Source organism: Arthrobacter sp. LFS091, from assembly GCF_047977885.1.
Lineage (GTDB): Bacteria > Actinomycetota > Actinomycetes > Actinomycetales > Micrococcaceae > Arthrobacter.
On record NZ_JBFPFP010000002.1, the window covers coordinates 48,830 to 61,122 of the forward strand.

Genomic DNA, 12,293 nt, shown 5'->3' on the forward strand with positions numbered 1-12,293 from the left:
AAGCCCCTCGGCTACAGGTAATCCCCCGCGCGCTCACGCGCTATCTCCAGCAGGGTGGAGTGGAAGGCCACTTCCGCCGGTGCGTAGACCTTGTCCTGGCGTTGGGCCAGCAGTACCCGGCGCAAAGGTGCGGCGGAACCCAAGCTGATAACCCTTACGTCAGGGTGTTGGAGTGCGACGGCGGTTTTGGGCACCATGGCCACGCCCATCCCCACGCTCACCATGGCCTGGGCTTCCTGGTAGTCGTTGGCCAGGAAGCCGATGGTTGGTTCGAACCCGGCTTCGTGGGCTGAACGTTGCAGCACTTCCACCACGGGGTGGGCCTCCGCCCGAACGATCCAGGATTCCTTGCGCAGCTCCTCCATTCGGATCTCTTCGCGCCCCGCCAAGGGGTGTCCCCGGGACACCAGGATCACCGTGCTCTCCTGGAAGACTTCAGTGACCCGAATCGAGTCGTCCTGGAATCTGTTCCACGGGTAGTCCCAGAGGAGGCACAGGCCAGTGACGCCGGACTGCAGGTCCGATACCAGGTCATCGAAACGCGCACTGCGCACGGACAGGCCAATTGCCGGGTAGCGCTTTTTGAACGCCCTGATGACTACCGGGAGGAAGGATCCGGCAAGGGTAGGGAAGGTTCCAACTGTCAGCGACCCGCGCTTGAGTCCAGCGATTTGGTCCAGGTCCGATTGGGCCGCACGCATCTGGCCAACGATCTTGCGGGCGTGGCCAGCCAGCACTTGTCCCGCTTCTGTCGGCACCACCCCACGTGAGCGGCGGTTGAGGAGCGGTTGCCCCACTTCCTGTTCCAGTTTCCTCAGCTGCTGGGAAACCGCCGAGGGAGAGTAAAGCATGAGATCCGCGGCCGCGGTGATGGAACCTTGCTCAACAACCTCGACCAGCAGCGCGAGCCGTCGAATATCAAAAAGATCCTGGCCCTCATCGTTAAGCAACAGTTCACCCTTCCTAGGAATTCGTTCATTCTATACAAGCTGCCTTCGATACCGCAGGATAAAAGGGTTTCCAGTGGGTGTAAACGCCTCCTCCATCGTCCATTCAGGACTGATCCGCTGGTGAATGAAGCATTGCTTCATCCCACCCAAGATATCCAACATTGTCTTCAAATGTGATGTGCCTCAATCTCGAAGTATGCCCTTGAACGAGCCTGGGCGACAGAGAAGCAAGGAACTGACCATGAACATCGAAGCGGAATGGATGCGCGGAGGCACCAGCAAATGCTGGGTCTTCGAAAGCGGGCAATTCGGTGAGACTGAAACCAGTCCGGATGCGCTGCTCCCGCGGCTGTTCGGCAGCCCCGACCACCGGCAAATCGACGGTGTGGGCGGCGCGACGTCGACAACCAGCAAAGCGATGATCGTTCGCCGCCCAGCGGACGACGACGTGGATGTCGAGTTCACCTTCGCCCAGGTGGGAATTGAGGAAGCCACCGTGGACTGGGGCAGCAACTGCGGCAACTGCTCGGCCGTGGTGGGCTTGTATGCCATCGAGAAGGGCTGGGTCACACCCACCGGGGAGATCACCCGGATCGTCACGCGGAATACCAACACAGGCCAGATCATCATCCAGCGGATATCCACCCCGGCCGGGGCCCTCCCGATCGTCCCGCAGGCGGAGATGCCCGGCGTTCCGTTCCCCGGGTACCGGGTGGGCCTTGGTTTCCAGGACCCTGCCGGTAAAACCACGGGCCAGCTTCTTCCCACCGGCTCCCCGACGGAGACGATCACTGCAGGCGGGACACGCTGGACTGCTTCGCTTGTCGACGCCGGAGCGCCGGTAGTAATCGTCCGGGCCGAAGAGCTCGGCCTGGACCCTGAGCGCTACGACAGCTGGTTGACCGGCGTCGAACTGCAATTGGAGACACTCGAGACGATTCGACGCCAAGCAGCAGTACGCATGGGGCTCGCCGCGTCCACCAGCGAAGCGGCACGGGCCATCCCGAAAGTCGCCATCGTCGCCCCGCCCGCCCAGTCCGACGCCGGCAGCGACGTCAGCGTCATGATGCTCTCCATGGGCAAGCCGCACCCCGCCCTCGCCATCACGGGAAGCATCGCACTGACGCTCGCAGCCGGCACACCAGGCACCGTTTTGTACGACATCACCGAACATGACCTTCGGCCAACCCTGAAGCTGCGGACGCCGGCCGGCGTGATCGAGACATGGAGCGAGGAAAAGGACGGTTCCCTGATCATTGGCGTGGATCGGACAGCCCGCACCATCGCAACCACCACCATCCACCTCCCCGAGACGCTCGACAACACCGTCGACGCCTCACTTGCCGGCGCTACCCGCTGAACAGCCAGCGCTACTCGATGAAGAGAGAGCACCATGACTAACACCGCAGAAAAGACTGCACCAAGCCCCACAGTTGAAGCGCGGCCCAAGCGCCGCCGTCGTATCCTGCTGGTGACGGCTGTCGCCATCACCGTCTTGGGTCTTGCCGCCCTCCTGTTCGGAGGTGTCCTTGGCAGCCCTGCGGCGGCCTCGGGATCGGAGCCGACCTTGACCGCAACGCAGATCATCCCGCTCATCATCCTGGTGGTGATGTTCGTGGTGGCAACCAAGTGGCCGCTCAACATCGGTGTGATGGGGCTGGTTGCTTCCTTCGGCGTCGGCTATTTCGTCCTTGGCATGTCCGACAAGGAGATCCTGGAAGAGTTCCCGGCCAGCATCGTGCTGACGATCATCGGCGTCACGTACTTCTTCAGCATGGCGCAGCGGAATGGCTCCATCGACATCATTGTGCAGACATGCGTCCGCCTGGTCCGCGGCAAGACCATGCTGCTGCCTTGGGTTTTCTTCCTCATGGCCGCAGCCCTGACTTCATTGGGCACGTTCTCCCCCGCAGCTGTGGCACTTCTGGCTCCGGCGGCGCTGGGGCTGGCCTATGAGTCGCGCATCCATCCCGTCCTCATGGGGGCCTTCGTCATCAATGGCGCACATGCCGGCGGTTTCTCGCCCCTGTCCGTGGCTGGCGTATTGGTTCACGACATCGCCATGAAGAACGGCTTCCCGATCGACCAGGGGTCACTGTTCCTGGCAAGCTTCGCCCTGAACTTCATTCTTTCGGCGCTGACGATCGTACTGTTTGGGCTGCTGGGCAAACTCCGGGACAAGCACGCCAACGAGTACTCCGCGCTGGACACCCCGCGGATCGGACGCCCCAATGGACAGCAGTTCCTGACCCTGGCCCTGATCCTGGCAATCCTCGTGTGCACTTTGGGCTTCCACATGCCCATCGGCTTCGTTGCCCTGTCCGCCGGCCTTCTCCTGGCACTGGTAAACATCAAGGAGCACCAGACGTTCATCGGTGGCATTTCCTGGTCCACCGTCCTGCTGGTCGCCGGCATGATCACCTACGTCTCCCTGCTCCAGCACGTCGGCGTCATCGACACCCTCGCCGAGCAGGCACTCGCCCTGGGCGCACCCCTGCTGATCGCCTTGGTCCTCTGCTACGTCATTGGCGTCGGATCGGCCTTCGCCTCGTCCACCGCCCTGCTGACCGCCTTCATCCCGCTAGCGGGGCCCCTGCTGGCCACCAGCTCACTCAGCGCTTCCGGAACGGTCGCGGCCCTGGCGATTGCAGCCACGGTGGTAGACGTTTCGCCGTTCTCCACTGACGGCGCACTGGTGGTGGCCAACGCACGGGAGCACGACCGCCAGCGCGTATACAAGCAGCTGATGATGTACGCCGGTGGAGTCGTCCTGGTTGCCCCGGCACTGGCTTGGGCCCTGCTGGTACCCACCGGCATCATGTAGGCCTGCCGGAGCAATATCCGGCAAGCGCGGGAAGGCCCTGCACTCCATCGCAACAGGAAACCCGACGGACGGGCGCAGGGACTTCATGCGCTAAGGACAAAGGCAGGACGCTCACAGAGCGTCCTGCCTTTGGCTTACCCGGGAAAGGGCGGATGTCAGGCGAAGTCGGAGACTGCCGGGTCCGGACCGATGCGGCCCTCAGCGCCGCGGTCCAGGCCGTTGATGGCCTCGACGTCGGTAGCGTCCAGCGTGACGTTCAGGGCGGCGAAGTTCTCCCGGATACGTGACTCGGTGACCGACTTGGGGATGACAACGTTGCCGATGGCCAGGTGCCAGGCGATGACCACCTGTGCCGGCGTGGCGTCGTGCTTGGTAGCGATCTCAGCAATGGTGGCGCTCTCCAACAGCTCGCCTCCCTGGCCCAGCGGGGACCACGCCTGGGTCAGGATGCCCTTGGACGCGTTGAACTCGCGCAGCTCGGACTGGTTGAAGAACGGGTGCAGCTCCACCTGGTTGATGGCCGGCACTACGCCGGTCTCATCAATGATGTGCTGCAGGCCTTCCTTGGTGAAGTTGGAAACACCGATGGACTTGACCCGGCCGCGCTTCTGGAGCTCGATAAGGGCCTTCCAGGTGTCAACGTACTTTTCCTGCTTGGGCTGCTGCCAGTGGATGAGGTAGAGGTCCAGGGTCTCCAGGCCGAGGCGATCCATGGATTCCTCGAAAGCCTGCAGCGTGGACTCGTAGCCCTGGTCGGCATTCCACAGCTTGGTGGTGATGAAGATTTCTTCGGCGGAAAGGCCGGAGGAGGCAATGGCACGGCCGACGCCAGCCTCGTTGCCGTAGATCTTGGCGGTATCGATGTGGCGGAACCCGGCCTCGAAAGCCTGGCGCACCACCTTTTCGGCTACATCGTCTTCAACTTGCCACACCCCGTAGCCGAGCTGGGGGATGGTGTTGCCGTCGTTGAAAGTAAGTGTTGGTGACGAAGTCATGTTTGCCATACTGCCAGCACGGCGTATCGAAAAGCGCCAATTATTACGCAGATCAGCTATGCGCTTAACTTATTGCGTCCGAGGAATAAAGGCGCACGCCTGTAGTTGCGCACGCTGCACACTATGCGTCTTGGGAGAGTTCCCGCTCAGCGTCGGCGACCTGCTCGAAGACGGCTTCCGCGCGACGACGGACCGAAAGCGCGCCCACCGGCACCGGGCCGACCGCCAGCCTCAACATTGCCGCAGCTTCCGCTGTCGTCGCAAGGGAGTTCCCAGCCTTGGACAGCGCACGGTGCACGCCCGCCAGCGCGCCGGGAACATCCAGTCCGTCACTGGGCGAACGTCGTTGCGCCTCAACGCAAATAGCCCTGACACGCGGCGACAAACCGGCCAGTTCATTGGCGATCACCACCAGTTCGTTGTACAACTGCTCGTCATCCACGCCCTCCAGTACCTGGTGGTACCGGTCCAATCCCCGATGGAAGCGGTCATGGGCGCGGCGCCACAGGCCCTTGCCGAGCTCCACATCGTCTTTCCGCCCTTGCCGGACGGCCCCAAAGAAACCCACCCCCAGGCTCAGAGGTACTGGCCCGGGCCGTGGTCGGGATCTTCGGGACGTCCCTGCGGAACGCCGGGCGCGGCGGCCCGCTGCGGTTGCCCATTTTCCCCGATAACGATTCCGGGAGCGATGACGGTTCCAGGTGGGAGCTGCCGCAGGTGCATCTGGGCGGCTGCGTGTTCTTTGGCGGCTTGTTGGGCCGCAATGGCGGCCTGGATCCCATGGAAAAGACCCTCAAGCCAGCCCACCAGCTGGGCTTGGGCGATGCGGAGTTCGGCGTCGGAAGGCGCCTTTTCCTCCGGGAACGGAAGGCTGATGCGCTCCAGTTCCTCGATGAGTTCCGGCGCAAGCCCATCTTCGAGTTCCTTGATGGAGCGTTCGTGGATTTCTGCCAGGCGTCCGCGGGCAGCATCGTCCAACGGTGCTGCCTTAACTTCTTCCAGGAGCTGCCGGACCATGGTGCCGATCCGCATCACCTTGGCAGGCTCATCCACCAGTTCGTGGAGGCCACCGCTCCTGGGCTTGGCATCGTCCGCAGGTTGCCCGTGAGTCTGCGGCTGGCCAGGGGCCTGTGCCTCACCCTCGTCCAGCATGGTGCCCTCCACGGGGGTGTCGTCCGAAGCCTCATCCTTGGGCTGAATGTCGTTCAGATCGCTCATTGGTTCATACTCTCATGTGGTTCGGGCGAACCCAGGTCCGAGTCATCATTTTTGGACTTCGTTCGTAGCGAAACAGGCAACCACCGGCGCAGGTGTCAGCAGCACCTTCCCTGCGGGTTGCTGTCCTGCCGGTCCATCCGGTCCCGCCAGAACTCGCGTTCGGTCATGGCGGGACCGGCATGACCGGTAGCGGCGAAATGCTCAAGGTACTTCGCGTAGGCATCAGCACCCATGAGCGAACCCATGTAGGCGGCGAAGCCCCGGAAGCCCTTGGCGATGGCGTTCATCAGTGGTGTCCGGCCTTCTCAGTGCGTTTCTCCACGGGTAGCGCGTTCCATTCAGCGAGCAAAGCCTTCTCCGCCGCAGTGGGGATCAGCCCTGCAGGGGCGAAGACCCTGGAAGGCACCGCTGGATCCTCGTGCCCTTGTCCCCCACCTGCGCGGATAGCCTTGAAGGAGGCCAGGAGGGCGGTGAGGATCACGATGATGCTCAGCACCACAAAGATCACGGACAGCCACCCTTGGATAGCGGTATTCCGGATCACTGCTTCCATGGCTGCGACAGTCTTGGCTGTACCGAATTCTGTCTTGCCATCAGCCAGGGCCTTGGAGAAGGCCTGGTTGTTGGCGAAGTATCCAACGGCCGGGACGGGCGAGAAGATCTTGTGGAAGCTCGCCGTGATGGTGACGACGGCGGCAAACGCCAACGGGACGGCGACGATCCACAGCCACTTAAAGGTGCCCCGCTTGGCCACGATGGCCATGCATACCGCCAAAGCGATCGCGGCGAGGAGCTGGTTGGCGATACCGAACAGCGGGAAGAGGGTGTTGATGCCACCCAAGGGATCTGTGACACCCATGATCAGCACCGCTCCCCAGGCTGCCACCATGATGGCCGTGCACAGCCAAGCACCGGGCCGCCACGAGGCTTCCTTGAACTTGGGAACAAAGTTTCCAATGGAGTCCTGCAGCATGAACCGCGCAACACGAGTACCCGCGTCCACTGCGGTCAGGATGAAGAGGGCCTCGAACATGATGGCGAAGTGGTACCAGAAGGCCATCAGGCCGGGTCCGCCGATGAACTGCTGCATGATGTGCGCCAAGCCAACAGCAAGCGTCGGGGCACCACCGGAGCGCGAGATGATGCTTTCCTCGCCCACGTCCTTCGCTGTCTGGGCAAGGACGTCCGGCGTGATGTTCACGTTGGCCAGGCCCAGGCTGTTCACCCAGGTCGCCGCGGTCTCCACGGTCCCGCCGGTCAGGGCCAAAGGAGCGTTCATGGCGAAGTAGATGCCGCGGTCGATCGAGATCGCTGCCACGAGGGCCATGATGGCCACGAAGGACTCCATCAGCATGCCGCCGTAAGCGATGAAGCGGGTCTGCCGCTCCTTCTCGATCAGTTTGGGGGTGGTGCCCGAAGAAATGAGCGCGTGGAACCCTGAAAGCGCACCACAGGCGATGGTCACGAACAGGAACGGGAACAGTGCGCCGGAGAAGACCGGCCCATTCTCGCGGCCGGCGAACTCGCTGAACGCCGGGACCGTGATTTCCGGACGAACCACAATGATGGCAAGCGCGAGCATCACGATCACGCCGATCTTCATGAACGTCGAGAGATAGTCCCGAGGCGCCAGGAGCAGCCAAACCGGCAGGATCGCGGCGATGAAGCCATAGATGATGAGGCCCCAGGCGATGGTTACCTTGTCCAGGTGGAAGAAGGCCGCACCCCACTCGGTGCCGGCCACCGCACCGCCGCCAATGATGGCGGCCATGAGGAGCACGAAGCCGATGATGGACACTTCCATGACCTTGCCGGGCCTGATAAAGCGTAGGTAAACGCCCATGAACAACGCGATGGGGATCGTCATGCCTACGGAGAACACACCCCACGGGCTCTCACCAAGGGCGTTGACCACCACGAGCGCGAGGATGGCCACAATGATGATCATGATCAGGAGCGTGGCAATCAGCGCAGCGGTCCCGCCAATGAGGCCAAGTTCTTCGCGGGCCATCTGGCCCAGCGAACGGCCACCGCGGCGCATCGAGAAGAACATCACCAGGTAGTCCTGCACAGCACCGGCAAGGACGACGCCGACGATGATCCAGATGGTGCCCGGCAGGTATCCCATCTGGGCCGCGATGACAGGTCCCACCAGCGGGCCAGCGCCTGCAATGGCAGCAAAGTGGTGGCCGAACAGCACGTTGCGGTCTGTCCGGACATAGTCCTTGCCATCCGCCTTGTATTCAGCGGGCGTGGCCCGGCGATCGTCCGGTTTGAGCAAGTACCGCTCGATGACCTTCGAGTAGAACCGGTAGCCGATCAGGTACGTGCACACCGCGGCGAAAACGAACCAGATGGCGTTCACTGTTTCGCCACGGACCAGCGCAACCATGAACCATGCCACTGCTCCAAGGAGCGAAATTGCCACCCAGAGCCCGATCTTGGCCGGCGTCCAGCGTCGTTCTTCGGCCTCGCGAACGGAATCATCCACGGCCGGCGATGGCAGTGTTGGATCCAGTCCTTCCGCGAGTCCGGCCTGGTCAGGAATCTTGCCCATATCTCCTCCTTGAGAACTGCTGCGGTGATGGGAAATGCTGTGTGGAGAATCCCGCGGTGGGGACCGCTTCGCCACGTGTCTTCCAGCACAGTAACAACTGCTACCGACAAGGGAAGGCCGTACACGCCTTCGGAAGCCGAGCCAGCGGTGAGCGGTCACACCCGTGCGACGGACGCCTGTGCAGGGACACCCTGAAAAGGCCTCCGCACGCCCAAAGACGCTAGACCGCTCCCCCGTTGCCCTGCGCCTGGACCATCCGCGCTTCACAGAGGTCCAGCCAGCGCACCTCCGCTTCGGCCTGGAAAATCAAGGAGTCCAGGACCAAAAGCCAGGCTGTGTCGGACAGTCGCTGGTTGGCGGAGACTGCCTTGCGGGCCTGCGTGTGTTCCTGCAGGGCACGGAGTGAGACTTCGCGCTGTGACTGGATCACTTCAGAAGCGTCAACGCCAGGCAGGGTTACGGCGAGCGCCAGTTTGATGGCGATCTCGTTCCGCGGCGGACTGCCCCGGTCAACTGCCCCCGCGAACCAGGCCGCGACTTCCTCGGCCCCGGCGGCAGTGATGCTGTAGACGACGTGGCCACCGCCGTCGTCGCCGTCTTTGCTGACCAGGCCGTCACGTTCCAGCCGGTCCAGGGTGGTGTAGACCTGCCCGATATTAAGGGGCCAGGCGGCACCGGTCCGGTCCTCGAATTCGACCCGCAGCTCATAGCCGTACCGCGGCCGGTCCTGGAGCAGGGCCAGCAGACTGTGCCGGATGGACATTGGACTCCTCGCTGCGGTGGATTGACTGGTCAGAGCAGAAGCAGGATCTTGCCCACGTGGTCGCCGGAGTCAAAGTACCGGTGCGCCTCCTGCACCTGGTGCAGCGGGAAGGACTTGGCCACCAGGGGCCGGATTCTGCCGTCGGTGATCATGGGCCATACGGACTCGCGCACGGCGGACATGATGATGCCTTTTTCGGCCACGGACCGGGGCCGGAGGGCTGTTCCGATGACGGCCGCCCGTTTGCTGAGCAGCTGGCCAAGGTTGATGTCCGCCGTGGTCCCGCCCTGCAGCCCGATGACGATGAGCCTGCCGTAGTCGGCAAGGGCGTCAATGTTTTGCTGCAGGTATTTGGCGCCGACGACGTCGAGGATCACGTCGGCGCCTTTGCCGCCGTTTTGTGCCCGAAGGCTTTCAGCGAAGTCCTCTTCGGTGTAGTTGATGGCGATGTCGGCGCCCAGGAAGGCCTTGGCGGTGCCGACCTTCTCGTCCGTGCCGGCTGTGGCCGCAACTTTTGCGCCGTAGGCCTTGGCCAACTGGATGGCCATGGTGCCGATGCCGCCCGTTGCCCCGTGGATGAGGACCGTCTCACCGGGTTGCAGTTGGGCGGTCATGATCAGGTTGGAGTACACGGTGGCAGCAACCTCGGGCAAGGCGGCTGCGGTGATGAGGTCCACGCCGTCGGGAACCCGGAGCACTTGCTCGGCTGACACCGCGACCTGCTGGGCGTAGCCGCCACCGGAAAGGAGGGCCACAACTTTGTCTCCCACGGAGAATGCCTTGGTGACACCCGGACCGAAGGCGGCGATGCGGCCGGACACTTCAAGCCCGGGAATCTCTGAAGCCCCGGGGGGTGGCGGGTAGAAACCGCGTCGCTGCTGGACATCTGCCCTGTTCAGGCCTGCGGCCACGACGTCGATCAGGACTTCGCCCTCGCCCGGCACCGGAGCAGGGACCTCCCGGACCTCGAGGACTTCGGGCCCGCCTGGCTCTGAGATGTAGACGGCTTTCATGACGAACTCCCGGTTTCTTGCTTGTCCGCCGGCCCCGGGGCGGGGACCGGACAGACGTGATGTTTTGGAACAGCCAACTCCCTATGAAACACTACTAGGCGAGGAAGGTTGTCCGAGCGGCCTAAGGAGCTGGTCTTGAAAACCAGTGTGCGGTAACCCCGTACCAAGGGTTCAAATCCCTTACCTTCCGCCAATGAATGCCCCGGGTTCCAAACCCGGGGCATTTTTGTGCCCGTGATCCCAGTGCGTCCGGGCTAACTGAGAACCTGCAACCGGAACATCATTGAAACTGTCATACCCCCCGCATAGTGTTCTACCTGTCTCCACACCTCTGACCTAAACCGCAGATTTACCGCGGAACTACAACAGGAGCCTGACCTATGCCTACGCCTGACATCACCCCCGGCGCACCGTGCTGGATCGATCTGATGACGTCCGATACAGAGAAAGCCAAGGACTTCTATAACGCCCTCTTCGGATGGACCTACGAAACCGGTGATGAGGAGACGTACGGCGGCTACATCACCGCATCCAAGGACGGAAAGCTGGTGGCCGGCATCATGCAGAAGCAGGCCGACATGGGTGCCATGCCGGACCTCTGGTCCACCTACCTGCGCACGGATGACATCAAGGCCACCACGGAATCCGCAGCGGCCAACGGCGGCCAGGTCTACATGGAACCCATGGATGTTCCGGAGCAAGGCAGCATGGCCATGTACGGCGATTCCACGGGCGCATCCATCGGTGCCTGGCAATTCGGTCAGATGAAGGGTTTCGAAGTAGCTGCAGAACCGGGCTCACCGGCGTGGCACGAACTCCTTGCCAAGGACTACGACTCAGCCGTGTCTTTCTACCAGAAAGTCTTCGGCTGGGACACGAATGTCATGAGTGATACCCCGGAGTTCCGCTACACCACCCTGGGCGCAGGAGACAACGCGAAGGCGGGCATCATGGATGCCGCCGGCGTACTCTCTGACGAAGTACCGTCCATGTGGAGCGTCTACTTCGCGGTTGAGAACACCGACGCCACAGTAGAGCAAGCCCTCGCCCTGGGAGCAACAGTCATGCATGCCGCGGAAGAAACACCGTTCGGCCGCCTGGCGACGCTCATTGATCCCACCGGCGCAGTATTCAAGGTCATCCAGGACCTGGGCCAGTCCGCTTAGACTTTTGATTTCCGGGTGGTGCCCGGCGCCTCCTACCCAGGGGCGCCCGGCTCCACCCGCCCACCGCCGATCCTGGGGGATCGTTCGGCGTTGGTGCCCTGACCGGTCCCTCATTGTTTGGCCGCAGAGTGGGCATCCACGATCTCCCCCTGCGGTCCTTGGGGAACGAGGACCTGAGTTGCAGCACCTTTCACAAACCATCAAAGCCACCGCCGTGTTGGGCTTGGCGACCCTGGCCCTCTCGGGTTGTTCCCTGATCAGCAGCGGGGACGCCAAGCGGGACGAGTCCGGAAAACCCACCGAAACATCTGTTGCGGATGCCTTCAAAGTGAAGGTGGGCGACTGCATCGCGGAGCCTTCCGGCACTGAGGTCAAGGACGTGTCCATCATTCCTTGCGAGCAGGAACACGATCTCGAGGCGTACGCGGCGAAGAACATTGTGGCCGACACCTACCCGGGCCAGTCCGAGGTTGAGAAGCAATCCGAAGAGTTTTGCGGTTCCGAGTTCGCAAGCTTCGTGGGCGTGCCCTTTGATTCATCAACCCTGGAACTGACCTACTTCTACCCCACTACCGATACGTGGAAGGCCGATGACCGCGAGATCGTCTGCCTGATCGGCGGCGCGTCCGGCGCAGCTACGTCCGGGACCCTTAAGGGCGCCGCCAAGTAAAGAGGGCCAGTGGGGGCACTCTCCGGCCACCACTGGTCCACTTCCCATTCATCCGTTCGTGTTCTGCTACGTCTGAGGCAGCTTTACCCCGGAGTAACTTCCGGGAACAGCGCCCACTTCACAAGAAGGTGGGCGTC

At 62.6% G+C, this 12,293-nt stretch carries 12 protein-coding genes and 1 tRNA gene; 5 read left to right on the forward strand and 8 right to left on the reverse strand.

What is annotated here, in order from left to right; all coding sequences use genetic code 11:
• Positions 1-11 precede the first annotated feature (11 nt).
• Entirely contained in the window at positions 12-950 is a 939-nt protein-coding gene (locus tag ACNQOP_RS03030) for a LysR family transcriptional regulator (RefSeq protein WP_235520076.1), read from the reverse strand.
• A 241-nt stretch (positions 951-1,191) separates the two neighbouring features.
• On the opposite strand from ACNQOP_RS03030, the gene ACNQOP_RS03035 reads away from it, so the two are divergent.
• Together ACNQOP_RS03035 and ACNQOP_RS03040 are read left to right on the forward strand one after the other, a co-directional pair.
• Positions 1,192-2,310, forward strand: a complete 1,119-nt coding sequence (locus ACNQOP_RS03035) for a PrpF domain-containing protein (protein ID WP_416403284.1) — start codon at positions 1,192-1,194, stop codon at positions 2,308-2,310.
• 33 nt (positions 2,311-2,343) lie between these two features.
• On the forward strand, positions 2,344-3,774 hold the full coding sequence (locus ACNQOP_RS03040; RefSeq protein WP_416403285.1) for an SLC13 family permease: 1,431 nt from the start codon (positions 2,344-2,346) through the stop codon (positions 3,772-3,774).
• 155 nt (positions 3,775-3,929) lie between these two features.
• Here ACNQOP_RS03040 and ACNQOP_RS03045 read toward each other — a convergent pair whose 3' ends face one another.
• From ACNQOP_RS03045 to ACNQOP_RS03075, 7 genes are all read right to left on the reverse strand, one after another.
• Positions 3,930-4,769, reverse strand: a complete 840-nt coding sequence (locus ACNQOP_RS03045; RefSeq protein WP_284985489.1) for an aldo/keto reductase — start codon at positions 4,767-4,769, stop codon at positions 3,930-3,932.
• A 121-nt stretch (positions 4,770-4,890) separates the two neighbouring features.
• A complete protein-coding gene (locus ACNQOP_RS03050; RefSeq protein ID WP_235520068.1) occupies positions 4,891-5,337 on the reverse strand; it encodes a hypothetical protein in 447 nt (148 codons plus the stop codon).
• 8 nt (positions 5,338-5,345) lie between these two features.
• Positions 5,346-5,987, reverse strand: a complete 642-nt coding sequence (locus ACNQOP_RS03055; protein ID WP_284985488.1) for a bacterial proteasome activator family protein — start codon at positions 5,985-5,987, stop codon at positions 5,346-5,348.
• 95 nt (positions 5,988-6,082) lie between these two features.
• Positions 6,083-6,274 carry a YbdD/YjiX family protein gene (locus ACNQOP_RS03060; RefSeq protein WP_284985487.1) on the reverse strand — a complete coding sequence of 64 codons (192 nt, stop codon included), beginning with the start codon at positions 6,272-6,274 and terminating at the stop codon, positions 6,083-6,085.
• On the reverse strand, positions 6,274-8,544 hold the full coding sequence (locus ACNQOP_RS03065; protein WP_416403287.1) for a carbon starvation CstA family protein: 2,271 nt from the start codon (positions 8,542-8,544) through the stop codon (positions 6,274-6,276). Before ACNQOP_RS03065 ends, ACNQOP_RS03060 begins: the two co-directional genes overlap by 1 nt.
• Before the next feature lie 220 nt (positions 8,545-8,764).
• Positions 8,765-9,307, reverse strand: a complete 543-nt coding sequence (locus ACNQOP_RS03070) for a PadR family transcriptional regulator (RefSeq protein WP_284985485.1) — start codon at positions 9,305-9,307, stop codon at positions 8,765-8,767.
• 29 nt (positions 9,308-9,336) lie between these two features.
• Entirely contained in the window at positions 9,337-10,320 is a 984-nt protein-coding gene (locus ACNQOP_RS03075; protein WP_416403289.1) for an NAD(P)H-quinone oxidoreductase, read from the reverse strand.
• 102 nt (positions 10,321-10,422) lie between these two features.
• Here ACNQOP_RS03075 and ACNQOP_RS03080 point away from each other — a divergent pair.
• From ACNQOP_RS03080 to ACNQOP_RS03090, 3 genes are all read left to right on the forward strand, one after another.
• Positions 10,423-10,513: transfer RNA gene (locus ACNQOP_RS03080), tRNA-Ser, on the forward strand.
• A gap of 187 nt (positions 10,514-10,700) precedes the next feature.
• On the forward strand, positions 10,701-11,486 hold the full coding sequence (locus ACNQOP_RS03085) for a VOC family protein (protein WP_416403290.1): 786 nt from the start codon (positions 10,701-10,703) through the stop codon (positions 11,484-11,486).
• A 178-nt stretch (positions 11,487-11,664) separates the two neighbouring features.
• Positions 11,665-12,156 carry a septum formation family protein gene (locus ACNQOP_RS03090; RefSeq protein ID WP_416403291.1) on the forward strand — a complete coding sequence of 164 codons (492 nt, stop codon included), beginning with the start codon at positions 11,665-11,667 and terminating at the stop codon, positions 12,154-12,156.
• The last annotated feature ends 137 nt before the right edge of the window (positions 12,157-12,293 follow it).